This window comes from Shewanella sp. MF05960 (assembly GCF_050849305.1).
Classification (GTDB): Bacteria; Pseudomonadota; Gammaproteobacteria; order Enterobacterales; family Shewanellaceae; genus Shewanella.
In genome coordinates this window covers 215,642-241,263 of sequence record NZ_JBOZPS010000002.1, presented here as the reverse complement: position 1 = coordinate 241,263, position 25,622 = coordinate 215,642, and the positions used below count along the sequence as shown (strand labels likewise).

At 42.7% G+C, this 25,622-nt stretch carries 26 protein-coding genes; 19 read left to right on the top strand and 7 right to left on the bottom strand.

Features of this window, described 5'->3' with window-relative positions; genetic code table 11:
- Nucleotides 1-52: 52 nt before the first annotated feature.
- The 8 genes from ACROAE_RS02780 (at nt 53) to ACROAE_RS02745 (ending at nt 6,540) form a co-directional block, all read left to right on the top strand.
- Nucleotides 53-451, top strand: coding sequence for a nuclear transport factor 2 family protein (locus ACROAE_RS02780; RefSeq protein WP_432399507.1), 399 nt, complete (start codon nt 53-55; stop codon nt 449-451).
- Complete coding sequence (locus ACROAE_RS02775; protein ID WP_432399397.1) at nt 451-1,206, top strand: SDR family NAD(P)-dependent oxidoreductase; 756 nt, start codon at nt 451-453, stop codon at nt 1,204-1,206. The genes ACROAE_RS02780 and ACROAE_RS02775 overlap by 1 nt, the downstream gene beginning before the upstream one ends.
- 55 nt (nt 1,207-1,261) lie before the next feature.
- Nucleotides 1,262-2,530, top strand: coding sequence for an NAD(P)/FAD-dependent oxidoreductase (locus tag ACROAE_RS02770; RefSeq protein ID WP_432399396.1), 1,269 nt, complete (start codon nt 1,262-1,264; stop codon nt 2,528-2,530).
- Nucleotides 2,527-3,351 (top strand): DUF1365 domain-containing protein, encoded by an 825-nt coding sequence (locus tag ACROAE_RS02765; RefSeq protein ID WP_432399395.1) that lies wholly within the window; start codon nt 2,527-2,529, stop codon nt 3,349-3,351. The genes ACROAE_RS02770 and ACROAE_RS02765 overlap by 4 nt, the downstream gene beginning before the upstream one ends.
- Before the next feature lie 98 nt (nt 3,352-3,449).
- On the top strand, nt 3,450-4,685 hold the full coding sequence (locus ACROAE_RS02760; protein ID WP_432399394.1) for a class I SAM-dependent methyltransferase: 1,236 nt from the start codon (nt 3,450-3,452) through the stop codon (nt 4,683-4,685).
- A 61-nt stretch (nt 4,686-4,746) separates the two neighbouring features.
- Entirely contained in the window at nt 4,747-5,265 is a 519-nt protein-coding gene (locus tag ACROAE_RS02755; RefSeq protein WP_432399393.1) for a DUF2878 domain-containing protein, read from the top strand.
- The gene (locus ACROAE_RS02750; RefSeq protein WP_432399392.1) at nt 5,262-5,927 is read left to right on the top strand and encodes a chalcone isomerase family protein; all 666 of its coding nucleotides are present in this window, start codon (nt 5,262-5,264) and stop codon (nt 5,925-5,927) included. Before ACROAE_RS02755 ends, ACROAE_RS02750 begins: the two co-directional genes overlap by 4 nt.
- 112 nt (nt 5,928-6,039) lie before the next feature.
- Nucleotides 6,040-6,540, top strand: a complete 501-nt coding sequence (locus ACROAE_RS02745) for a DUF3833 domain-containing protein (protein WP_432399506.1) — start codon at nt 6,040-6,042, stop codon at nt 6,538-6,540.
- Between the two features lie 77 nt (nt 6,541-6,617).
- Here ACROAE_RS02745 and ACROAE_RS02740 read toward each other — a convergent pair whose 3' ends face one another.
- The 5 genes from ACROAE_RS02740 to ACROAE_RS02720 form a co-directional block, all read right to left on the bottom strand.
- Nucleotides 6,618-6,962: a DUF3634 family protein gene (locus ACROAE_RS02740; RefSeq protein ID WP_432399391.1), complete on the bottom strand. Its 345-nt coding sequence runs from the start codon at nt 6,960-6,962 to the stop codon at nt 6,618-6,620.
- 279 nt (nt 6,963-7,241) lie between these two features.
- Nucleotides 7,242-7,964, bottom strand: a complete 723-nt coding sequence (locus ACROAE_RS02735; protein WP_432399390.1) for a TorF family putative porin — start codon at nt 7,962-7,964, stop codon at nt 7,242-7,244.
- 128 nt (nt 7,965-8,092) lie between these two features.
- Nucleotides 8,093-8,461, bottom strand: a complete 369-nt coding sequence (locus tag ACROAE_RS02730; protein ID WP_432399389.1) for a cupin domain-containing protein — start codon at nt 8,459-8,461, stop codon at nt 8,093-8,095.
- 9 nt (nt 8,462-8,470) lie between these two features.
- Entirely contained in the window at nt 8,471-9,970 is a 1,500-nt protein-coding gene (locus ACROAE_RS02725) for a CoA-acylating methylmalonate-semialdehyde dehydrogenase (protein WP_432399388.1), read from the bottom strand.
- Between the two features lie 26 nt (nt 9,971-9,996).
- Complete coding sequence (locus tag ACROAE_RS02720; RefSeq protein ID WP_432399387.1) at nt 9,997-11,349, bottom strand: aspartate aminotransferase family protein; 1,353 nt, start codon at nt 11,347-11,349, stop codon at nt 9,997-9,999.
- A gap of 304 nt (nt 11,350-11,653) precedes the next feature.
- On the opposite strand from ACROAE_RS02720, the gene ACROAE_RS02715 reads away from it, so the two are divergent.
- The 8 genes from ACROAE_RS02715 to ACROAE_RS02680 all read left to right on the top strand — a co-directional run bounded on the left by ACROAE_RS02715 (nt 11,654) and on the right by ACROAE_RS02680 (nt 18,819).
- Nucleotides 11,654-13,150, top strand: a complete 1,497-nt coding sequence (locus ACROAE_RS02715) for an aldehyde dehydrogenase (RefSeq protein WP_432399386.1) — start codon at nt 11,654-11,656, stop codon at nt 13,148-13,150.
- Between the two features lie 150 nt (nt 13,151-13,300).
- A complete protein-coding gene (locus tag ACROAE_RS02710) occupies nt 13,301-13,708 on the top strand; it encodes a VanZ family protein (protein ID WP_432399385.1) in 408 nt (135 codons plus the stop codon).
- A 57-nt stretch (nt 13,709-13,765) separates the two neighbouring features.
- A complete protein-coding gene (locus tag ACROAE_RS02705; RefSeq protein WP_432399384.1) occupies nt 13,766-14,599 on the top strand; it encodes a sulfurtransferase in 834 nt (277 codons plus the stop codon).
- A 1,070-nt stretch (nt 14,600-15,669) separates the two neighbouring features.
- The gene (locus ACROAE_RS02700; RefSeq protein ID WP_432399383.1) at nt 15,670-15,933 is read left to right on the top strand and encodes a hypothetical protein; all 264 of its coding nucleotides are present in this window, start codon (nt 15,670-15,672) and stop codon (nt 15,931-15,933) included.
- A 134-nt stretch (nt 15,934-16,067) separates the two neighbouring features.
- Nucleotides 16,068-16,625 carry a hypothetical protein gene (locus ACROAE_RS02695; protein ID WP_432399382.1) on the top strand — a complete coding sequence of 186 codons (558 nt, stop codon included), beginning with the start codon at nt 16,068-16,070 and terminating at the stop codon, nt 16,623-16,625.
- Between the two features lie 295 nt (nt 16,626-16,920).
- On the top strand, nt 16,921-17,340 hold the full coding sequence (locus ACROAE_RS02690) for a hypothetical protein (RefSeq protein WP_432399381.1): 420 nt from the start codon (nt 16,921-16,923) through the stop codon (nt 17,338-17,340).
- Between the two features lie 216 nt (nt 17,341-17,556).
- On the top strand, nt 17,557-17,958 hold the full coding sequence (locus ACROAE_RS02685; RefSeq protein WP_432399380.1) for a hypothetical protein: 402 nt from the start codon (nt 17,557-17,559) through the stop codon (nt 17,956-17,958).
- Between the two features lie 507 nt (nt 17,959-18,465).
- A complete protein-coding gene (locus ACROAE_RS02680; RefSeq protein WP_432399379.1) occupies nt 18,466-18,819 on the top strand; it encodes a 2OG-Fe(II) oxygenase in 354 nt (117 codons plus the stop codon).
- 113 nt (nt 18,820-18,932) lie between these two features.
- Here ACROAE_RS02680 and ACROAE_RS02675 read toward each other — a convergent pair whose 3' ends face one another.
- Entirely contained in the window at nt 18,933-19,847 is a 915-nt protein-coding gene (locus ACROAE_RS02675) for a LysR family transcriptional regulator (RefSeq protein WP_432399378.1), read from the bottom strand.
- A gap of 142 nt (nt 19,848-19,989) precedes the next feature.
- Between ACROAE_RS02675 and ACROAE_RS02670 the strand changes: the two genes are divergently transcribed.
- Nucleotides 19,990-20,430 (top strand): PACE efflux transporter, encoded by a 441-nt coding sequence (locus ACROAE_RS02670; protein ID WP_432399377.1) that lies wholly within the window; start codon nt 19,990-19,992, stop codon nt 20,428-20,430.
- 1,790 nt (nt 20,431-22,220) lie between these two features.
- Here ACROAE_RS02670 and ACROAE_RS02665 read toward each other — a convergent pair.
- Complete coding sequence (locus ACROAE_RS02665) at nt 22,221-23,528, bottom strand: NAD(P)/FAD-dependent oxidoreductase (protein WP_432399376.1); 1,308 nt, start codon at nt 23,526-23,528, stop codon at nt 22,221-22,223.
- Nucleotides 23,529-23,757: 229 nt separating this feature from the next.
- Here ACROAE_RS02665 and ACROAE_RS02660 point away from each other — a divergent pair, with 229 nt between their 5' ends.
- Nucleotides 23,758-24,306 (top strand): cupin domain-containing protein, encoded by a 549-nt coding sequence (locus tag ACROAE_RS02660; protein WP_432399375.1) that lies wholly within the window; start codon nt 23,758-23,760, stop codon nt 24,304-24,306.
- Nucleotides 24,307-24,855: 549 nt separating this feature from the next.
- Nucleotides 24,856-25,620, top strand: coding sequence for a gamma-glutamyl-gamma-aminobutyrate hydrolase family protein (locus tag ACROAE_RS02655; RefSeq protein ID WP_432399374.1), 765 nt, complete (start codon nt 24,856-24,858; stop codon nt 25,618-25,620).
- Nucleotides 25,621-25,622: the final 2 nt, after the last annotated feature.

Sequence of the window (25,622 nt, the reverse complement as noted above, 5' to 3'; positions counted from 1 at the left end):
AAATACCAACCCTAGTAATGGTCATCCTGCTATTGTTGATGCCTTTATTGATATGTATCAGCAGCTTAATAAAGATAATTTGTTTTTACTGCGCCAAGTGTATCGAGACGACATTATGTTTCGCGACCCCATGCATCAAGTCAGTGGTATTAACGATCTCACTCAATATTTTGCCAATATGTACCTTAATGTCACTCACATTGAGTTCGACATTAACGAGGTAGTTGTGAGCCATAACAACAGCCAGGCAGCATTGTATTGGACTATGGCTTATTCGCATCCCAAGCTTAATAAAGGTCAAACAATCCACGTTGAAGGCATGTCGCAGCTTAAATTTGATGACAAAATTTACGCTCACCGAGACTACTTTGATTTAGGTCAAATGCTTTATGAGCAAGTGCCTTTTTTAGGCGGTTTAATCGGCTTGCTAAAAAACAGAGCAGCAAAATAATGGTCATGACAATCGCAAAATCACCTGCTGTATTAATTACTGGCGCCAGCTCCGGCATTGGTTTGGCGTTAGCTGAACACTATATCAGCAAAGGCATGGCGGTTATTGCCTGTGGTCGTAACCGCGATGCACTGCAAAAAATCAACGGTGCTACCGCGCTTGAGTTTGATATTACCGACAGCGCCCAAGTACAAGCTGCAGCGACTGAGCTTAAGCAGTTGCTGCTTGATAATCACTGGCAGCTACAGCACGTGATACTCAATGCCGGCAGTTGTGAGTACATCGACGATGCATTGCATTTTGACTCAGCATTGTTTGCGCGGGTAATAAACACCAACGTGGTTGCGATGGGCTATTGTCTGGAGCATTTTTTACCGTTACTCAGCAGTGGCGCACAGCTTGGATTAATGAGTTCAAGCGCAACCTATTTACCGTTTCCTCGCGCTGAAGCGTATGGCGCATCAAAAGCCGCAATTAGTTATTTAGGCCGCAGTTTACGGGTTGACTTAGCCGAGCACGATATTGGCGTTAGCGTGATTTGCCCAGGATTTGTTAAAACACCACTCACCGATAAAAACGATTTTGCGATGCCAATGCAAATTACAGCCCAGCAAGCCGCAGTGGCGATTTTTAATGGCATGAACAATCAGCGAAAAGAAATTCACTTTCCAGGTAAATTTACCTGGTTACTTAAATTAGCGTCACTATTACCCGAGTCATTATTAGTGTCTTTACTGGCAAAAAAGTCTAATTAATCAGTTAATAAATTACTCTGAAAATGATTTGATAGCGTACTCCAAGGATTATTAAATGAAAAACATCGCCGTGATTGGTACAGGCATTTCAGGCTTAACTTGCGCACACTTATTGAGCCGTCAACATAAGGTGACTGTTTTTGAGGCTAACGATTATATTGGTGGCCATACCGCCACTGTAGATGTTGAAGTTGCTGGTAAGCAATATGCGATTGATACCGGTTTTATTGTGTTTAATGACCGCACTTACCCTCGTTTTGAAAAACTCATGGCGCAGATCAATGTTAAGTCTATGCCGACCGAGATGAGCTTTAGCGTAAATAATGCCATTACTGGACTTGAATATAACGGCCATAATTTATGGAGTTTGTTTGCCCAGCGTCGCAATTTATTCCGCCCCAGTTTTTACAAATTCCTTGGCGAAATAGTGCGTTTTAACAATGGTTGTAAAGCGATTTACGAAGCAGACAAATACCCAAGCACCACGCTGGGTGAATACCTTGATCAAAATGATTTTTCTGCCTTTTTTTGTGAGCATTACATCTTGCCAATGGGCGCTGCAATTTGGTCGGCCAGCATTGACGATATGCGTGGCTTTTCACTACGATTTTTTATTCGATTTTTTCAACACCACGGTTTGCTCAACATTAATGACCGCCCACAATGGTATGTGCTTGAAGGCGGCTCACGCAGTTATATTCCGGCATTAACCGCGCCGTTTAAAGAGCGTATACACCTTAATTCGCCGGTGACAGGGATTAAGCGCAATGACGATGGCGTGCAAATTCAAGTCTTAAATGGTGAGTGGCAACAGTTTGATGATGTGGTGTTGACGTGCCATAGCGATCAAGCACTCGCCATGCTGACCGACCCAAGCCAGGATGAAACAGAAATATTAGCGCCGATGGCCTATCAAAATAATGAAGTGGTGTTACACACCGACATTAATGTATTGCCTAAACGCAAAGCGGCCTGGGCCAGTTGGAACTATCGCCTCGATGGTGAAAATGAGTTAGATATCGCTCAGCGTCCAGCAAGCGTGACCTACAACATGAATATCTTGCAATGCCTACCCAAAGACGCGCCTACATTTTGTGTGACACTCAATCAAACTGATTTGATTGACGAATCAAAAATTTTGCGTAAATTTAATTATGCGCACCCGGTGTTTAATGATGCCAGCATGAAATCACAAGCTAAAAAATCGCTAATTAATGGTAAACGTCATACTTATTATGCGGGTGCCTATTGGCACAATGGCTTTCATGAAGATGGCGTGCGCAGCGCGGTAGACGTATGTAATCTTTTTGGGATCACCTTATGACATTAACTTCATCGCCACAGAGCTTACATAGCGGTATTTATACTGGCACTGTCAGCCATCGTCGCCATGTGCCTAAAGTACACAGTTTTGGCTACAAGTTGGCGATGATGGCGATTGATTTAGACGAAGTGGATGCCATATGCGCGACCAGTAAACTGTTTTCGACTGATCGATTTACGCCATTAAAATTTAAGCCTAGCGATTATTTAAATGAATTGGATAAGCAATTTTCCGACGCGTTAGTTTTACCTACTGCTTGTCATGGCAATGACGCTCGGGCGTTAAAGCAACGGGTATTAGCCACAATTAAGCATTTAGGCGCGAGCCAGCAATGTGACAGAGTGATTTTTTCGGGACAAATTCGCCATTGTGGTCTTTATTTTAGTCCCGTTAATTTTTACTTTTGTTATCACCATGACGAAATGGTTTATATGTTGGCAGAAGTGAGCAACACACCCTGGAATGAACGCCATTGTTATCTTGTCGACATCGCCAATACCACTCATACCGACAAGGTGTTCCATGTGTCACCATTTATGAATTTAGACATGCACTATTTATGGCGAATTACCGCGCCTGCTAAGTTTTTAAAGGTGACTATTGAAAATCGCAACGCCAACAACGATAAATTATTTGATGCAGGGGTGGTACTTAAACGCCAAGACATAAGCGCGAAAAGTGTCCGGCAGTTTATGCTGCATTTTCCGCTCATGACAGCCAGCATTATGTTGGGTATTTACTGGCAAGCACTCAAGCTATTTGTTAAACGTATTCCCTTTGTGAGTAAGCAGCCGACAAAGCCATCTAATCAACATGGTTAACAAGTCAGCAAAACAATTGTAAACCAAATGGACTGACGCAACGTATTGACTGTGAATAAGGTGATATAGCCTACGCAGTGATGAACTGGAGACAAAAAATGGAAAATACAGCCACAGAAAGTAGCATGGCTCAAGCTGGTTTATCAGACAGTCTGGCAAGAAAAATTTTATTACGTGCACTCGCACATCTTGCAGAAGGTCATTTAACGATTGTTGACGGCAACCAGACGGCAGAGTTTGGCGATATTAAAAGTGATATCCATGCAACGATGCAAGTCATGCACCCTAATTTTTACCGTCAGGTGGTGTTTGGTGGCTCAATTGGTGCCGGTGAAGCCTATATTCAAGGACACTGGTGCAGCCCCGATTTAACCAAAGTCGTGCAAGTATTTGCGCGTAACCTAGCATTACTCGACAACATTGAGCGTTATTTTTCGTGGTTGAGTAATGGTGTTAGCCGCTTAAAGCATGTATTAAATCGAAATTCTGAAGCGGGTTCTAAACGCAATATTTTGGCGCATTACGATTTAGGTAATGACATGTATCAGCAGTTTTTAGACCCAGAAATGATGTACTCAAGTGCGTTATACCCGGCTGACGACAGCACTTTGGATGAGGCGCAAATCCATAAGTTGCACACCATTTGCGAACGTTTGGATTTAACGCCTGGGCAAACACTATTAGAAGTTGGCACAGGTTGGGGCGCACTCGCGATATATGCAGCCAAGCATTTTGGCGTGAATGTCACAACCACAACGATTTCAGATGCGCAATATGACTATGCCGTAGCACGCGTTAAGCAAGAAGGCCTAGAAGACAAGATCACTTTGCTTAAACAAGATTACCGTCTGCTCACCGGAGAATATGACCGTGTAGTATCGATTGAAATGATTGAAGCGGTGGGGCATGAATACTTGGGTGGCTTTTTTGAAAAGCTACAACACTTATTAAAACCTAATGGGCGTATGCTCATTCAGGCCATTACCATTGCCGACCAGCGCTACAATAGCTACCGTAAAAGTGTCGATTTTATTCAGCGTTATATTTTTCCCGGTGGTTGTCTGCCTTCGGTTAGCGAAATGACCAAACACATTGCCAAAAAAACCGACATGGTCACCTGGTCTGTGAGTGATATGGGCAAAGACTATGCTCGTACATTAAAGCACTGGCATGAAAATTTTGATGCGGCTTACGACAAGATTAAAGCCTTAAACTACGGTGATGATTTTATTCGCATGTGGAAGTTCTACTTAAGTTACTGTGAAGGTGGCTTTTTAGAGCGCACAACCAGTACGGTGCATTTAGTTGCAGTAAGACCACAATACCGCCTGTAATAATGTCCCTTATGCGTTGCTCGCATCCTGCGAGCAACCTTGCTTGTGCGACGAGGTAGTTATGCCTAATCCAAAGCTATTTATCTTCCTAAATGCGTTATCTTTTCAATTGGTGTGGTGGGCCGGAGTGCTTGCCGGTAACCAGCTTGTTTTGTTGTCTATTTTACTCATACTGGGCCATTTTCTTTTATCTCAAGCGCCACGACAAGATCTGCAGCTTATGTGTCTGTGCGCAGTGATTGGCATGAGTGTCGACACCGCCTTAACCTTGTTTGGCGTATTTGTGTTTGCCCAGACACCGTATTGGTTAGCACTGCTTTGGCTCGCATTTGCATTAAGCCTCAGATACAGCCTAGTGTTTTTTCAAAAGGTTCCTGTGTTTTGGCAAGCCTTGTTTGGCGGTGTTTTCGGTACCTTAAGTTATGTCGCAGGTGCAGAATTTGGTGCAGTGTTATTACCACATGGGCAATGGGTCAGTGGCATTGTGCTGCTAGTGATCTGGAGTGTGTTGTTTCCCGTATTGTTGTTAATAAGTCGCGGTGAATACACTGCGGATCTTACTCAGGAGAGTCGGCAATGAAAACGGTAAATGAGGCGGTTAATGTTACCCGCAGTGCTTATCAATGGCTGGTGGAGTTACTGTTTGGCGTAGTCGGTGCCACTGTCGTCATGGTTATTTTGACCCTGAGCATGGGTGATGCGATGGCAAATCAAGATGCGACAGCGAGCAATAATACTCAAGCGTTTCTTTTATCAACATCAGAGCTATCAACATCAGAGCTATCAACACCTGAGCAATCATCATCCAATTTAACCATGCGTCAGGTCGGGTCGGCGAGTATGAGCATGATGTGGTTCGACATCTACAGTGCCAAGCTGTACTCAAGAGACGGTAAATATCAGGCTAATCAATTGCCGTTAAAACTTGAGATTGAATATCACCGTAATATTGAAGCAGAAGATTTAATTGATGCCACCGTCGACCAATGGCAACACTTAGGGATACCTGAACAACAAATTAATGAGTATCGCGAACAATTAGCTAAAGCATGGCCCGATGTGAAAGAGGGTGACCGATTAACCTTTATGGTCAATACCGCCACTCAAGCTGAGTTTTTATTTAATGATAAACCCTATTTTCAAGTGAGTAATGTGCAGTTCCCTGCTGACTTTTTGGCGATTTGGTTATCCGAAAACACCAGCCGCCCTAAACTGCGCCAGCAACTCATTGGCATGAATTAAATACGATTAAGGCTGAATTATGTTATCTAAATTGACCCATTTATTGAACGTCACAACCTGGAAAAAGTCATTGCGTCATAGCGCCATATTTGTACTTTTTGCCTTGGGTGCAATGTCGTGTTCATCTGCATCAATTGACGACTATGCCGACACCAATCCTAAGCTGGATTTAGCTCAGTTTTTTGATGGCAAATTAACGGCTGCTGGTGTTGTACAAGATTTTTCTGGCAAAGTGACCCGTAAGTTTACCATTATTATGGATGCCCAATGGAAAGATACACCACAAGGTAAGCAAGGCGTTATCAATGAGTGGTTTGTCTATGATGATGGTGAAAAACAAACCAGAGTGTGGACCATTATCGATAAAGGAGATGGCACATATCAAGGTACCGCCAATGATATTTTAGGCACTGCGCAAGGTGAATCTCGTGGCAGCGCATTGCGTTGGCGCTACGACATGCTATTGCCCGTCGATGGCAGTGAATATGAAGTCCATTTTGACGATTGGATGTTTTTAGTTGACCCAAATACCATTATTAACAAAAGCGACATTATTAAGTTTGGTGTTACCGTTGCACAGGTGACCTTAGTGATTTCAAAGCAAGCCGATTAATCTTCGCAGCGTTAATAAAAAATGGACTCAATTGAGTCCATTTTTTGTTAACGGCCGGCAGTTTCTGCTGAACATGACTAGCCTTTCAATTTTGATGAGTCTTGCTGTTTTTTATCGTAATACTCAAACGGGAATTGATTACGAATTTGCTGAGTTAAATTATCACCCACGTTGGCAGATACGTGCAGGCGCACATGGCCTGATTTTTCCGCTCTAATGGTGCAGGTCAGTTTGTTTGATTTAGCAATGGCACGGGTTTCTCGTTCAAAACGTTCTGGAATTTTGCCTTTATGGTTGCTGAGCTTGCCGTCTTTAAAATGCATTTCAAAAATGGTTAAGCCACTACTGCTGCTAAAAATGAGTTTATACGCGAGAAAAATCAATCCAACAATCACCAAAATTTTAATGATGGTATCAGCCATAGTTCGCTCCTTTGTAGCGCATATTTAAGGTGTTATATTATTGTAAGATACTCCCGTAAGCGCGGTATGCAATGCAATTTTTTTTAAATTTATGCGCGATGTCTAAGTCTTACAAAAACGATTTATAAAATGGACTGTTTTAACGCTTCTATTATTATCGATTATGAACATAGGCAGTTTAAGAAGGTTAGGAAATAAAAAAACCGCACTTAAGCGGTTTTTTTGTATTCACCAGAGTCTATTTTTATAAGTACAAACTCGACTGGTTCACCGTTGCGATTAGAACGAGTAACTAATGCTTGCTAATAATGTGCCGGTGTTTTTATACAGATCAGAACTGACTTCGTTATCACCGTCAATGTCAGTGTCTAAATAAGCAACCGACAGCCCGAAACCCTGTACTTCAGTTGATACACCAATAGAGTAATCAGAGTAGCTGTCAAAGCCTTCGCCGTCATCAATGGCGTCGCCAAAGTTGTAGCCATAATGCAAATCTAGGCTCCAGTTTTCGGCAAACTCCCAGCCATAGTTTATTTCGGTGTAATGTAGATCTTGATCACTTCCACCATAGTCATTGGTAAACCAGTAAGCGGCTCTAAAACCATTAAAGTCGATGCCTGCGCTCACTTCTAAATAGTCGAGTTCGCTGTCTCCTGGGTAATTATAACGGTACAAGGTTAAGTCATAGCTGGTGTCATCGTTAATCTCACCATAGTAACCGGCATACAAATCTATTTCGACGTCAGGGCCGTTGTAGCCAGGTTCGTCAAAATCGACGTTACTGCCCCAAGCGCCAACAAAGAAGCCACTGTCATGGCTCCAATCGATATTGCCTTGTAGCGCAGGGTCGCCAGCGGTTTGTGATACACCACGGAAGCGGTAATCATTGGTTACGCTCACTGCGCCAGAGACTTCTGCCGTTGCTAGCGGAGCTAGTAGGGTAGCTGATAATGTTAATCCGCTTAACAGTGCAATTCGCGTTCTTTTAAATGTTTTCGACACGATATTATCTCCATTTACATAAAATGCAGTCGCTGGTGTTTAGGCACTCTGCGACCACTAATGCCACTTATCAGAAGCAAAACCGTTAGGTTCTGTCTGTACCGCATGGCGGTTAAACGTTATGGTTATTAAAGCTGTTGCTCAAACATAACGTAGATTTTTTTACAATGCTCAATCACTTCCCACGTGCCGATAAAGCCTGCGGGAATAACAAATTTATCGCCTACCTGGACCGTTAAACTGTTGCCCTGACTGTCGGTAATGATGCTGCAACCTTCGAGAATATCGCAATACTCATATTCGCTGTAGCTCACATTCCAGCGGCCAGCTTCACTTTGCCACACGCCAACGTTGAATTGCTTGCACGGGCTTTCAAAATGATTTTGTACCGACTGCAGCGGGTTAGCCGTTATTCTTTTTTCATCTGCTAAGTGATACGACTCAACCTCGGTAGTTTGGCTGCTAAATAAGGTAATGTCGCCAATGTGTTTACTCATAATGTGACCTTATTTCATGGTGGGCATAATGAACGCCGAAGGCTCGTTGGAGTCGGCTTTTGCTTGCGGCCAACGAGCAGTAATGGCTTTGCGTTTAGTATAAAAACGCACGCCATCTGGGCCATGCATATGCAGTGGACCAAATAGTGATCGTTTCCAACCGCCAAAGCTATGAAAAGCCATTGGCACCGGGATTGGCACATTCACCCCAACCATGCCCACTTCAACATGGTGGCAAAAATGCCGCGCCGCCTGGCCGCTTTGAGTAAATATTGCAGTGCCATTACCAAACTCATGTTGGTTAATGAGTGCTAGTGCTTCGCCATAGGTGTCTACTCGTACAATGGCCAACACTGGGCCAAATATCTCTTGTTGGTAAATGCTCATTTGTGGGGTGACATGGTCAAACAAACATGCACCTAAAAAGTAACCTTGCTGGTGGTCGCTGATGCTGATGTTGCGGCCATCGACAACCAATTTAGCGCCCTCATTAATGCCTGCTTCAACATAGTCACGTACTTTGGCTAAATGCTGCGCCGAGATCAGCGGTCCCATGTCCATCTCAGGGGTGATACCGCTGCCGACCTTTAATGCACTAATCTGCGGTAATATTTTATCGACCAGTTTGTCGCCGATATCACCCACCGCCAATACCACCGAAATGGCCATACAACGTTCACCGGCACTACCATATGCTGCACCCATTAATGCATTAACAGCTTGATCTAAATCAGCATCAGGCATTAATAACATGTGATTTTTAGCACCGCCCAACGCCTGCACTCGCTTGCCGTGGGCTGATGCCGTGGCATAGATATACTCTGCAATAGGGGTTGAGCCAACAAAGCTAACCGCTTTAATATCAGGGTGGGTGAGCAAAGCGTCTACTGCTTCTTTATCACCATTAACCACATTAAAGACTCCATCAGGCAAGCCTGCTTGTTTAAGCAATTCGGCCATAAACATCACTGAGCTGGGGTCTTTTTCTGAGGGTTTCATAATAAAGGTGTTACCACAGGCAATGGCAATCGGGAACATCCACATGGGCACCATCACTGGGAAGTTAAACGGCGCAATCCCCGCCACGACTCCTAATGCTTGATTGACCGACCATGCATCAACACCACCACCCACTTGCTGAGTGTGCTCACCTTTTAATAAGTGCGGAATACCGCAGGCAAATTCAACCACTTCTAAGCCTCTGGTAATTTCGCCTTTGGCATCATCGAGCACTTTGCCATGCTCTAGGGTAATCAATTCGGCTAATTTATCGACATGCTGTTCCACCAACGCTTTAAATTTAAATAACACGCGAGCACGATTCAGTGGCGTGACTTGTGACCAGGTTTCAAATGCGGTTTTAGCAGCACTGATGGCATTGGCTACGTCATCTTGACTGGCTAATGACACGAGACCACGAGCTTCACCTGTGGCGGGGTCGTAAATTGTTTGTGTACGTTGGCTTGCTTGGGTGTGTTGCCCATTCACAAAATGGCTGATATTAAGCATGAACTCTGTCCTTGTTATTAAATTGGTTATCCCACGGCGTGAATGGCATCGGCAAGGTGATTTACCATGTCATCTATTTGCGATTTCTCGATAATCAATGGCGGCGACAGCGCAATGATGTCGGCCGTTGCGCGAACTAATGCGCCGTTTCTAAAACAATGGTCAAATATGCCATAGCCGCGTTTACCCACGCCTTTGTCGCTCGGAGCAAATTGAATGCCTGCCACGAGTCCGGTGTTACGAATATCAATCACGTTGGGTAAACCTTTGAGGCTGTGTACAGCTTGCTCAAAGTAAGTTTCAAGATTTTTTGCGCGCTCAAACAGCTGTTCGTTTTCATAAATCGACAAGGTTGCTAACGCTGACGCTGCAGCCACAGGGTGGCCCGAATAAGTGTAGCCATGGAAAAATTCTATTAATTCGTCAGGGCCGTCCATGCAGGTGTCGTGAATGGTATTACTCACAAATACCGCGCCCATTGGGATCGCGCCATTGTTAATGGCTTTCGCTGTGGTAATCATGTCTGGGGTGACTTGCCAGCGTTCACTGGCAAAGGCGGCACCTAGGCGGCCAAAACCGGTGATCACTTCATCAAATATCAGTAAAATACCGTATTTCTGGGTGATTTCTCGCAACCGTTTAAGGTATCCCTGTGGCGGTAAAATAACCCCAGCAGAGCCAGACATAGGTTCAACGATGACGGCGGCAATGTTTTCGGCGCCGTGTAAGGTAATCAATTGTTCAAGCACTTCAGCCTTGTCTAAACCGTGTGGCGGCAGACCATGACTAAAGGCATTATTAGCAATGTCGAGTGTGTGGGGAAGATGATCAACACCTTGTAACAGCTGTTGGCTAAAGGTTTTACGATTATTACTAATGCCGCCAACAGAAATACCGCCAAAGCCGACGCCGTGATAGCCCAGTTCGCGGCCAATAAAGCGTGTGCGACTCGCTTGGCCATTGGCACGATGATAGCAAAGGGCCATTTTGAGGGCGGTATCAACTGATTCAGAGCCTGAATTGGTAAAAAATACATGGTCTAATCCGTCAGGGCTCATTTGACTCAATTTATGGGCTAACTCAAACGCCAGTGGATGACCCATTTGAAACGAGGGGGCATAGTCCATTTGGTTAATTTGCTTACTGACGGCCTCGGATATTTCCGCTCTGCCATGGCCGGCATTACAGCACCATAACCCCGCAGTCGCATCGAGCACCTTGTTACCTGCAATGTCGGTGTAATACATTCCTTGCGCCGACACTAATAGCCGTGGATTGGTTTTGAATTGTTTATTGGCAGTAAACGGCATCCAATAATGATCCATATTTGGCCATGTTTGCGATAAATCGCCAGTTCCTTTGTGCTGATATTCGCTCATATTTCGACTCTGCATTGGTAACAAGTGGGTTGTTGTTTCATCTCATAATGGTTAAATTATGAGTGACGAATATTTGCTATGCTATGTCAAAAATAATGAACGTTAAAGCGTTTTGTGCATTTATTTAAACTAAATGTACCTGTTTTGTAAAATATATTGAAAACAGCTTGCTGTTAAGCATCATCAGGTGACAATATTCAGTAATGTAACCGTGTCGATTTTTCATTAAGCAACGACACAAAAATCCTTATTTGGCATCACATGGCGCGATGCTTATCAATCCATTTATTATTTCGAGGTCACAATGAGTACTCCAACAAGTCGTAGCGATTGGGAAGCACTGGCAGCCAGTTTGCAAATTAACGGAAATGCCTTTATCAATGGTAAATATCAATCAGCCGCGTCTGGCGACACCTTTGATTGTATTAGCCCAATCGATGGCCGCGTATTAGTTAAAGTGGCTAGCTGTGACTTAGTCGATGCAAATGCGGCTGTTGCCAATGCACGTGAAGTATTTGAAGCCGGTACCTGGGCAAATTTACCGCCGGTTAAACGTAAAGAGGTGATGATTAAGTTTGCCGATTTACTTGAAGCCAACGCTGATGAAATGGCATTACTTGAAACGTTAGACATGGGTAAACCTATTCAACACTCAAAAGGTGTAGATGTGGTTGGCGCAGCACGCGCAATTCGCTGGTCTGGTGAAGCCATTGATAAAATTTACGATGAAATTGCCCCAACCGCACACAACGAAATCGGCATGATCACCCGCGAAGCGGTAGGTGTTGTCGCGGCGATTGTACCGTGGAACTTCCCAATGATTATGGCCTGCTGGAAGCTTGGACCATCGCTTGCAACGGGTAATAGTGTCATTTTAAAACCGTCTGAAAAGTCACCATTAACCGCTATTCGTATGGCGCAATTAGCCCTCGAAGCGGGTATTCCAGCAGGCGTATTAAACGTACTGCCTGGTTTTGGTCATACCGTGGGCAAAGCATTAGCCTTGCACATGGACGTCGATACGTTGGTGTTTACCGGTTCAACCAAAATTGCTAAACAGCTGATGATTTATGCCGGCGAGTCGAACATGAAACGCGTGTGGTTAGAAGCGGGTGGCAAGAGCCCTAATATTGTGTTTAACGATGCGCCAGATTTAAAAGCCGCTGCAGAAGCCGCAGCCGTCGCCATTGCTTTTAACCAGGGTGAAGTCTGCACCGCAGGATCGCGTTTATTGGTTGAGTCTGGCGTAAAAGATGAATTAATTCAGCTTATCATTGAAGAAATGCAAGGCTGGCAACCGGGTCATCCACTAGACCCTGCGACCACCTGTGGCGCGATGGTTGACCAACAACAACTGACTAATGTGCTTAACTACATTAAAACCGGTAGTGAGCAAGGTGCCACATTAATGACAGGTGGTAAGCAAGTGATGGCAGAAACGGGCGGTATGTATGTGCAGCCAACGATTTTCAGTAATGTTAAAAATGACATGCGCATCGCCAGCGAAGAGATTTTTGGCCCAGTATTATCGGTAATCGAATTTGATGGTATGGAAGAAGCGATTAAGATTGCTAACGACACCATTTACGGTTTAGCCGCAGGGGTTTGGACCTCAAACTTAAGCAAGGCACATAAAACCGCTAAAGCATTGCGCAGTGGTATGGTGTGGATTAATCACTACGATGGCGGCGACATGACCGCACCCTTTGGTGGTTATAAGCAGTCAGGCAATGGCCGCGATAAGTCATTACATGCATTTGATAAATACACCGAATTAAAAGCCACCTGGATTGCTTTATAACGGTAATTATCTCTGTGATGTAAACAAAGCCCTTTAGCAATAAAGGGCTTTTTTATTAAGTAAAATTAACGCCTCTTTTTGTTCTCTTCGCGTACACTAAAATCTCGAAAATTACTTACAAATTCCACTGTCATACATGGATGAAGCGACATGACTCATACTCTATATTCTCGATTAGCCATCTTTGTTGGCGCTGGTTTTTTCGGTTTTATTTTATGGATCATTTATTTAGCTAACACTGGCGGCAACAGTATTTTTTTCGACTTAATCCGTCATATTCCTTATGGCGATAAAGTTGGCCATATGTTGTTATTTGGTTTATTAACTTATGTAGCCAATTTAGCGTTACAGAGTCGACACTTTTCGCTCGGACGTATTCCGCTTTATTACGGTGCTGTGCTAGTGTCAATATTCGTCTTGAGTGAAGAAATCAGCCAGGGCTTTATTCCATCAAGAACATTAGACATTATCGACTTAGTCGCCGATGCTGTAGGTATTACTTTATTCAGTTATTTAAGCTGCTTAACTCAGCGTTATATTGATAAACAGCGGCAATAAAACGCTTGAGCTAGCATCCATTGGTTTAACCATATAGTGAACATAGTGAGGTATAATGTGAATTCTCCTTTAGTGACCACAGATTGGCTGGCGTTACATCTTGAAGATCCCGATTTAGTCATACTCGATGCCAGCATGGAAGTTGTGCTGGGCAAAGAACCACTGGTTTACGATGAGCTATATGTCATCCCCGGTGCAATATCATGCCAAATTGATAAGCTATTATTTGATCACCATTCACCGCAAACCCACGCAATGCCAACCCCAGAGCAATTTACAGATGCCGCACAAATCCTAGGTATCACTCATAACAGCACTGTGGTTATTTACGATGACCAAGGTATTTATTCATCGCCACGTGCCTGGTGGACATTAAAAGCCATGGGGGTCGAAAAAGTATTTGTGCTTGATGGCGGCTTACCGCAGTGGCGTGCAGAAGGTAAAGACACCGTGCGCCAATTTGCGAGTCCAACTCAGGCTGGCGATATAAAAGGGCGTTTTTTACAACATAAAGTATGCGACACCGAATTTGTGTTAACTCACCTTGGCCATGCCAATGTGGATATTATTGATGCCCGCGCTGCAGGGCGATTTAATGGTACTTCACCCGAGCCACGCGTTGGCATGCGCAGTGGTCATATTCCTGGGTCATTAAACTTGCCGTTTGCCCAGGTGTTAAACGGCTTTAAAATGAAATCGACTAAAGAGCTACACACGATTTTTGCCAAGCTTGATACCAGCAATAATGCCCAGCGCGTATTCAGTTGCGGCTCTGGTATCACCGCCTGTATTTTGATTTTAGCCTCCTATGTTGCAGGCCATCATCAAGCCGCATTATACGATGGTTCATGGGCGGTATGGGGCGGAGATGCAGCACTGCCAATAGAGTAGGGTTCAATATTATCGTTATCTCGGGAATGCTTATATTCACTGTCATTCCCGAAAATCTGTTAATCGGGAATCCAGGTGTTGCTTTGTACTTATGGCCTGCGGCCACTAACGCTTAAGATCGCAAGGTTCCACCCTGCACGGGCCAAATACTGCGTCATTCCGGCAATGCTTTGAGCCGGAATCCAGGTGTTTGTTTTACTTTGTGCTTTTTACTTTATGGCCTACGGCCACTAACGTCGTGGCGCTTCGCCCACACCAGATTAAGATCGCAAGGTTCCACCCTGCACGGGCCAAATACTGTGTCATTCCGGCAATGTTTTTTAGCCGGAATCCAGGTGTTTGTTTTGCTTTGTACTTTTGTACTTATGGCCTGCGGCCACTAACGTCGTGGCGCTTCACCCACACCAGACCAAGAGGAAACCAACGGCTGTTCCCTCTTGGATCTCCCAGCCGCCACATCAAAATTATCTGAAAAGCGATAATTTCGCGACGTGGTCAGATCCAGCTTTTAACTTCATCTTAGTGTTCTTCGACCTTATTCGAAAATGCTAACGCTTCAGATGGGGCGTCCCTTCCCCTCTAAAGCTAGCCCGCCATCCATGGCTAGCTCACGCTATTTTCTTCAACGGCCTCAAGTTCAGAGTAGAATTAAGTTCAGAGTGAATTTGGATCTTTAAAGCACACTACGTGTTAGGCCAATAGTGACTTAGAACTTATCTTGTTATAAAAGTTTACCCTGACCCAATTAAATTCGAGTACATAATCCTCATTGAAACCGTTAGGCTTAAAGATGTAAGATAGAAAAATATGATGAAAAGGAATTTCAATGAAAAACTTACCTGCTACTCAATATCAACAGACTAAAACTGCTCTGTATCCCAGAGCCAGCATCAAAAAAAGCAAATTCCTATAGCATGAAGCATGCAAATTAATATGGACTAGGCATCGGCCAAGTCCAACAAGCGATTTATGCCTTTCAAACAGCGCAACGCATAAATACTAAAACGTTATAAGGTACCGAACTTCTGATGCATTTACCGCGTATTTATATTTTTCTAATGTGCTTAAAAATGGCTTTTCCATCAGAGGCAAATCAATCAGAGGCTATAGAAATAGCTAAAGAATATTTGATGAATGTTAAAGGCTGGAAGTGTGGCGATTATATCGTTGATATTGAACACTATGAACTCACAGAACCATCTAATGAATATGTTTCCATTCGTGCTACTCATAAAGGTGACTTGCTAAATAGCACTCCTGGTGGAGGGAAGTCGGTACAACTTAGAGTTAGCATTGATAAACAAGAAGTAATAAGAGAACTTGGTTACCAATGATAGTGGATAAGCCTTATAACAAGCTGCTAAATCCAGATTCACCAAGGTTGTCATGCCATTTGCTGAGCAAATCGCCCGCCAGCACTCGGTTCACTTATTAACAGGGCGTTATACGCTACTCAGGTTTTGGTCACATGAAACAAGTCTCAAATATATTTCTAATTATTGTTACTTTGATAACTTGCCTTAATATGATCGATTTTCCATGGGAACTTAGGTTTGTTGATGCTAAATACAATTATTTCTTTGTTATGGTGTTAGCCATAAGTTTACCTATTTCTGCATTTTTTTGGTCTACGTTAAGGGACTCTAAATCGGTTAAGGTAATAGGTATTATTATTTCGGTTTGTTTAGCTATTCCTTGTTATTTAACATTTACTCTTGCCAAGCTGGATTACTCGGACATAAAAACTAAAGGTGTGGATTATTCTTTCGAGGAAATAAATAGATTAAAGGTTGGTGATCAAAATTATATTCTTTACAGAACAAATGGTGGTGCTACAACTTCATTTGGTTTAGTTCTCCGCTTGGAAAGGAAGATGGTTCTAGGTATTAATGCTGTTAATGTCGTTTATAGAAAATATAAAGCTTCTGAGAGTTCGTTAGAGTTAACCAATGACCATCAAATAAAAATGCAAATTCAACCTTATGATAAACATGGTAAAGTAGAAGTTGTAGTATTGAGTATTTAGCTTATAACAAGGTGCTCAAAAGGACAAAAAACAGTTGGCTTTTGCTCCTTCGTCTCTTATTTTAGCCAACTATAAATTTCCTCTTAATGAGGCGTCGAGGCTGTAGAATTACTCTAAAGTAAAAAATAGCAGGTGATTTTTGTGTTCATACAGCCCGTCAAACTCACTTTCTAGTGGAATATTTCCTCAGATTTCACGTAGCAACGCAATTTGAGGCTTAATTTTTTAATAAATATTGAGACTGTTTTTCTAAAATAGTAATTCTACAGGCTCGTTAGGCAATAGGAAATCCCACATGTCACAGAAATTTTTCGAAGCTGTAATACAAGGTCCGAATAATATCGAATCAGCAAACCACATAATAAAAACGACTACGTGGGTTTCTATATTTGTCATAGCGATCACCGCAGCATTTGCTATTTTTGGATTCTTTCAGGCAAGTACAGATGAAACTTTGAATTATCTCTTGGATCCATGGCTTCTAGTAGATGTAGTCCTTATGAGTATTTTCACTTTCTACCTCTATAAACGTAAGCTTTGGGCTCCAATAGCTCTAGCTGTACACCAATTATTTGGTATCGTGATTATGTATATTGATCTAGAAAAATTCCCAGGTGTCATTGTCATATTCAAACTATTACTATTTGTTGGCGCAGCTAGATCAATCTATTTTATCAATAATTATCAAGTTACTGCTGAAGTTGAAAATGCCTAACAAGGCAAGGCAAACGTGACGGCTTCGCCGCCGTTGCTTTTGGCGTTGAGGCTGTAGAATTACTCTTTGTTAAGAAAATATAGCCTATTTTATGGGTTCCAAATGCATTACCTAGTGTCTTAAAAGCGCCTAGGATTGATTTCAGGAGCACGTTTTTTAATTGTATTTGGCTGTTAGAGTTATTCTACAGTCTCGTTATATTGCTAAAGGATTATCGTGAAATACTCTAGGATTGTGCTCTTTTCAGTAGGCTTGTATTTATTATTGGTTGTTTTATCTGCGATTGCTACGCTGATTGTTGGCTCTGGTGAAGCGACTCAAAGTATGCCATTCATTTTTACTCTTCACGTCCTAGGTTTTGTAATCTCTCTAATTGCGTATTTTTACTTAGGCTATAAGCAAACAACTAGTCCGTATAAACAAGCAGTTTTAGTTGCGGCAGTTTATTGGTTTATGAATCTAAGTGTGAGTGTCTTACTATACATTTTCTTAGAAATACCAATCGAGCCTTTGATATTTTTAATTCCAGCTTTGCTACATGTCATAGCTGTTTTATTAGGTACGCTACTTGGTGTTCAATTGCGTCATAAAAGAGAGTTGAGCGTAAGCGCAATATAATCGGGTGCCGAAGGTATCTAGCCTCCAGCTCCCACATCACCCTGCATGCGGCTCCGCACACGACTGAACGGATTCAGGAGATAGAGCAACGCAGGAGCATGTTGCCGAGGGCGGTTCATTTAGAACTCCTAACTCACTTTTTGGTTAGGATAATGAACTGCGATCCATCCATCTCTTAGTGAATATAATCCTGCTTTCTTTAAATTTAGTGGGGTCAAAAATTTAGTGGGGTCAGGGTAAACTTTAATAAAAAGGTAACTTTTAACCCGCTTTTGTCCATAAACGAGTTGTTCTTAGCTTTCAAATGCCCAAATTCAGCTCTGAACTTGAGGCCGTTGAAGATTATTTATAAAAGAATACGTGAGCTGGCCATGGATGTGATGTGGGCGAAGCGCCACGACGTTGGTGGCCGTAGGCCATAAATGAACAAAGGTTGACCCTTTTTCTAACCCACGGTAAAAATTATGGTTAACTTGTTTCTACCTCACAAGGATTTCGAGAGTCTGTATGTCTTATCTGAGTAAACTATTTCGTTGGGAACGAGGCAGGCAAAAATCGGGTTACGATAAAATGCTACTTTGTGGAGCAACTAGGCCTGTAAAATTCGATACTTATCTGCTCAAATTTCCTGAAGGGAGTGAAATCGCTCCGCATACGGATAAAGTTGTATCGGGTAAACATTATCGATTAAATATAGTAATCAAAAATGCAGATATAGGTGGTGAGTTTATTTGCTCTAATCCAATTTATGAAACAAAGCGGATTAAACTATTTAGACCAGATGTAAGTGAACATCAAGTTTCAAAAATTGTAAAAGGTAATAGATATTTACTTAGCATTGGTTGGGTCAAAAACACCTAGCTAATACGATAGACTGCGATGTTTGATGTGATTGTTATCGGGCAAGTTTCGTAGTCAGCAAGCTCCTTTAGTCCATTGCTACTCTCTTAAATTTGATCAATAAACGTTTCAAACTAATGATCAATATGAAAGCTGTTATGGAGGTTTTGCTGATTCATATACTCTTTCAACAAGGCCATGGCGCGTTCGTAAACAGGGCCTAAAACATGTCGACGACTGGAGAGGCAATCAAGGGTATTAATCCAACCGTTAGGCTCGTAATCTATATCGAGCTTGATGAGCTTTCCTGTATCAATAGCGGGTTGCACCATTTCCTCAGGTAAAATAGACCAACCAACTCCTTGCTGAGTTAACTCATTAATGATGGTGTGATTATTGGCATACCAATGCTGAGAGCTAATACCGTAACTGAACCAGAGCTCTTGACCCTCGGTTGCCCTTAACACCACTTGGCGGTGGTGGCGTAGGTCGATATCTTTAATTTTTTGCTTACTGGATAGTGGGTGATTTGGTGCAGCTACCGTGATAAAGCGTGTATAACCAATAGTAGTGAAATCAACTTGATGATGGATTTTTCCGTCGGCATACACAATCCCAATATGTGCGCTGCCATCTTCTACAAGCTTGCCAATGTCTAAAGTGGACTCGGCAATTATTTCAATATTGGTAATAGGGAATTCATCAGCAAGAATCGCCAAATGTGCCAATAATGCAGGACTAATTAAACTCTCTTCAATCGCGATAACCAACTCATGCTCGTGCTGTAATTCAAGCGAGGCAATCTTTTGCTCAAAATGCAGCTGTTGCAGCAGGATTGCCTTTACGACAGGCAGTAATGCTTCGCCTTCATTCGTGAGGGTCGGTGTATTGCCGCTGCGATCAAATAAGGTTTGGTTAATACTGATTTCTAAATTTGAGATCGCACTGCTAATCCCTGATTGAGCGCGTTTAAGCTTTCGTGCTGCTGCCGAAAACGAGCCTGTTTCACATACCGTGATAAATATTTTCAGCTGTTCAAAACTATACATAGCAACCTTGTTTTTTTGACCTATTGGAATAAAGGTATCACGAAGTGTGATAGCTGTTAACTTTTGTTAGCTGTTTCTAATTGCCATAATCTCGTTCGAATTAAACCCGTATTTGGTGCTTTTTAATTGAGTTGAGGTTGTTATGTCTACGTTAGAGCGTATATTCCATGCTGTTTTGTTTGAATTTCTTGCCGTTGTTGGTTCAATAGTCGGTTTGATGATATTTACCGAACATGAATTGATGTCCCTTTCAGGAACTATGATAGCTATCGCGACGATTGCCATGGGCTGGAATTTTATTTTCAATATCATTTTCGATAAGTTTTATACCGAGTCTCGTGAACAAAGAACCGTAAAACAGCGGGTGTTATATATTACACTTTTTGAAAGTGGGCTATTGATGCTAACAATACCTGTGATGGCTTTCATTCTTAAAATATCACTGTTTGAGGCTTTTTGGTTAGACATTAGTGTGACGGTATTTATTACCATTTACGCTTATATTTATAACTATGCATACGATCATATTCGCGCTCATATCATGTTTAAACGTCAGACAAAATTAACTACACATATGTCATAGTCGTTAACGAGAAAATTCATAGGGACAGAGTAAATTTTGTAAAAAGTAAATTAAAACAATGGCTTTTATAAAACGCTTTTGTCCAAAAACGATTTGGTCTTAGCTTTTAAATACCTAAATTAAACTCTGAACTTGAGGGTGTTGAAGACTCTTTATAAAAGAATACGTGAACTGAGCATGCCACCACAACATTTGTGGTTATAGGTCAAAATCACAAGGCACAAAGAAACACCTGGATCCCGGCTAAAAAGCACTGCCGGGACGACGAGAAGAGCTTTAAATGCCTAAATTCAACTCTGAACTTGAGGCCGTTGAAGATTATTTATAAAAGAATACGTTAACTGAGCATACCGCCACAACATTTGTGGTTATAGGTCAAAATCACAAGGCATAAAGAAACACCTGGATCCCGGCTTAAAAGCACTGCCGGGACGACGAGAAGAGTGTTAGCCCGTTTTGTCCAAAAATTATTTGGCCTTAGCTTCAAATGCCTAAATTCAACTCTAAACTTGAGGCCGTTGAAGACTATTTATAAAGAATACGTGATCTGAGCATGCCACCACACATTTGTGGTTATAGGTTAAAATCACAAGGCACAAAGAAACACCTGGATCCCGGCTTAAAAGCACTGCCGGGACGACGAGAAGAGCTTTAAATGCCCAAATTCAACTCTGAACTTGAGGTTGTTGAAGACTCTTTACAAAAGAATACGTGATCTGAGCATGCCACCACAACATTTGTGGTTATAGGTCAAAATCACAAGGCATAAAGAAACACCTGGGTCCCGGCTTAAAAGCATTGCCGGGACGAGGAGAAGAGTATTAACCAGTTTGTCCAAAATGATTTGGCCTTAGCTTCAAATGCCTAAATTCAACTCTGAACTTGAGGGTGTTGAAGACTATTTATAAAAGAATACGTGATCTGAGCATGCCACCACAACATTTGTGGTTATAGGTCAAAATCACAAGGCATAAAGAAACACCTGGATCCCGGCTTAAAAGCACTGCCGGGACGACGAGAAGAGCTTTCAAATGCCCAAATTCAACTCTGAACTTGAGGCCGTTGAAGACTCTTTACAAAAGAATACGTGAGCTGAGCATGCCACCACAACATTTGTGGTTATAGGTCAAAATCACAAGGCATAAAGAAACACCTGGATCCCGGCTTAAAAGCATTGCCGGGACGACGAGAAGAGCTTTAAATGCCCAAATTAAACTCTGAAGTTGAGGCCGTTGAAGAAAATGACGTGAGCTAGCCATGGCCTTTCACGCACATCCATGTGCTTCAAGGCATTCAGGCATCCTGCCTATCAGAGCCAGCTAGCTTTGGAGGGGAAGGGTCGTTCCTTGGCATCCATGCCACCACGACATTTGTGAATCCATTCACATCAGACTCCCATCTGAAGCGTTAGCATTTTCGAATAAGACCGAAGACGGTTACAAACGCGGTCAGAAGCTGGATTCAACCACGTCGCGAAATTATCGCTTCTCAGATGATTTTGATGTGGCGGCTGGGAGATCCAAGAGGGAACAGCCGTTGGTTTCCTCTTGGTCTGGTGTGGGCGAAGCGCCACGACGTTAGTGGCCGCAGGCCATAAAGTAAAAAGCACAAAGCAAAACAAACACCTGGATTCCGGCTCAAAAGCATTGCCGGAATGACGCAGTATTTGGCCAGTGCAGGGTGGAACCTTGCGATCTTACTTCAAACGAAGTTTGAAAAGTCTGGTGTGGCCGCAGGCCATAAAAAAACAAAGGTTGACCCCTTTGCCAACCCACAGTAAATCCCGCAACCTATAGCAAATCCTTCATTCTGTGGTACAGCATCCCAGCCGCTAGCATGGGCGATCTGAACATGGGGCCGCCTGGGAAAGTCATGTGCTTTATGTCATTAAACACATCAATGCGTTGTGACTGTTGGCTAATCGCTTCGGCAATCAATCTTGCGGCCATGTGGGTGGCGTTAACACCATGACCAGCATATGCCTGGGCAAAATAGATATTGGCTGCGTCGGGTAATCGACCAATTTGTGGCATACGGTTAGCGCCGATGCCCATCATGCCGCCCCATTCATAATCAATTTTGATTCCCTTAAGTTGTGGAAATACTTTTTCAAGATTGGGTCTTAATTCGGCTTCAATGTCTTTTGGGTCTTTACCAGAATAAGTACATAAACCACCGAATAATAAACGGCGGTCTGCAGATAAATGAAAATAATCTAATGCTACGCGCATGTCGGCAAAAGCCATGTTTTGCGGGATGATACTGGCACATTGCTGTTCGGTTAATGGCTCTGTGGCAAGTAAGTAAGTGCCTGTGGGTAAAACTTTTCCGCCTAAATAAGGGTTGAGTGTATTGCCAATATAACCATTGCCTGCCACGACTAAATAATTGCAAGTCACCTGGCCTTGTGCGGTGATAACTTTGGGTTTGTCACCTTTAATGATTTTTTCTGCGGCGCTGTGTTCAAATAACTGAGCGCCGAGTTCTCGTGCGACTCGGGCTTCGCCTAAGGCTAAATTGAGCGGGTGTAAATGGCCGCTGCCCATATCAACAAGTGCACCCTGGTAAAAGTCTGATCCAATCACTTTGCCAATTTGGCTACGATCAAGCAGTGTGATCGGTTTTTGATAACCTTGAGATTTAAGATCCTGATATTCTGCTGCTAAATCGTCCATGTGCCGTGGTTTTACCGCGAGGTCGCAATAACCCATTTGCAGGTCGCATTCAATGTTGTGCTCGGCAATACGCTCAATCACAATATCAACAGCCTCAAAGCCCATTTGCTGAATGGATTTTACCCCTTCGCTGCCTATTTCATTACGAAACTGGGTTGCATCATGGCCTATTCCGCGGATTAGTTCACCGCCATTACGTCCCGATGCGCCCCAACCAATACGTTTGGCCTCTAATAAAGCTACGCTGTAACCGCGTTGTCTTAGCTCTATTGCAGTATTAATTCCGCTAAACCCACCGCCGATAATACACACGTCAACATCAATGTTTTCGGTTAATGTTGGGTAGTCGAATAACTCTTTTGCTGTGGCAACATAAAAGGAGTCTGGGTACTGTTGACTGTGGATAGGCGATTTAGTTGGCATGCTGACTCCAAGCTATTGATTTACGTGCTCCCAATAGCTTTTAAACAAATGGCGATTAAGCGTAAACGCTCTCTAAGTGTGCATTTTATTTAACACTCATTTGATGTAAAATACAATTCCTTTGATTTAAGCGTGTTATCGTGATTAATTAATATTGTGTGTTGTATATGTGTTAATAATCTACAACACTTAACGTCGGAATTGATCCACACTAACTAGGAGAACGAATTTGGACATTGGTGCAAGCCTAAAAGCTGTTCGCAAATTGAAAGGTCTCTCACAACGTGAGTTAGCCAAGCGTGCAGGGGTGACCAACAGCACAATTTCAATGATTGAAAAAAACAGTGTTAGCCCGTCAGTGAGCTCACTTAAAAAGGTATTGGCTGGAATACCCATGTCGTTAGTGGATTTTTTCTCAATTGATGATGGCTCTATCGGTGATCAAAAAGTGGTTTATCGTGCCAATGAGTTGCTCGATATTGGCACTGGCGATTTAGTGTATAAGTTAATTGGCCGTGATTATCCTAGCCGTGCGATGTCATTAATGAGCGAAACGTATCCGGTTAACTCTGACACTGGCGCTGAAATGTTACAGCATGAAGGCGAAGAGGGCGGGATAGTGGTCGAGGGTAGACTCGAAGTGACCGTTGGTGAGGAAGTGTTTATTCTAGAAAAAGGCGATAGCTATTATTTTAATAGTGAACAACCGCATCGTTTTCGTAACCCGTTTGATGAACCCTGCCGTTTAGTGAGCGCCACAACCCCTGCCGACTTTTAACGGCTTGTTTTAAGATGAACCTTTTAATGATTAGCAACATTTTTACTGTCGCTCATCACTTTGCTTTGGCCATATCAGCGGGCGATCAGTACATTTTTTAACGGTGTAGTTTACAGCTTAAGCACCGACTAAATGCTCGATAGCCCGTCTAGATAACGCTGTATCCAATCATGCCTTTTGTTTTTGTCCGAATGACTTTCTGTTAGGTGATTTGGCAGAGATTGTGTTTATTTATGTTGGTATTCCTATCAGTATTTTCTATCTTGTGTAAATAATATAAAGCAATAAATTCACCTTTTTTGTGCAATGCACTCCCCATTTTGGCGCAATTGACCTCGGTTGTTAGCGAATTCTATCCCCGTTTTACTTTTTGGACTCAGTGGTAGATTTAAAGTTATCAGATTGTTTTAATTATGTTTTGTTTTTATTTTTTGAAAAGTTATTTTTATCATCAGTTATCCTCTTGCCTAGCTAAAAAAATCCGTGTAGTGTGTGAAAAAATGAACACGTAAACAATAAGTTCATCACAATATTTGCCAAAGGTGAGATATGTCTCAATCAAGTCTTCCCCTCATAGGGGTAATAGCATGCAATCAACAAATTGGCCTACATCCATTTAATATCGTAGGCGAAAAATATTTGTTAAGTGTGGTTAATGGCGCCAAAGGTTTTCCTTTGGTTATCCCGTCTTTAGGTATTGAATTACCAACAAAAGATCTGCTTTCTCGCCTCGATGGCATTTTGTTTACAGGCTCTCCGTCTAACGTTGAACCCCATCATTATCAGGGCAAGCCTAGTGAGGCTGGCACACACCATGATGCCAAGCGCGATGCAACCACATTACCGTTAATTAAAGCGGCTATTGAAGCAGGTATTCCTGTATTGGGTATTTGCCGCGGCTTTCAAGAAATGAACGTTGTGTATGGTGGCAGTCTGCATCAAAAATTGCATGAAGTTGGCACATTTATTGAACATAGAGAAGATAAGCATGCACCACTTGATGTGCAATATGGCTTATCACATCAAGTTAATTTGGTTACCGGCGGGCTTCTTCACGATGCATGGGGCTGTGACACTGCAGAGGTCAACTCTGTTCATACTCAAGGCGTGGAGCGCCTAGGTGATGGGTTACAGCCAGAAGCATTTGCTCCGGACGGATTAATCGAAGCATTTTCAGTGAAAAATGCGAAAAATTTTGCATTAGGTGTCCAGTGGCATCCAGAATGGAAAGTAACCGAAAATGCATTCTATACTGCAATTTTCGAGGCATTCGGACAAGCTTGCAGACAACATGCGGCAACACAAGAGAGATAAAA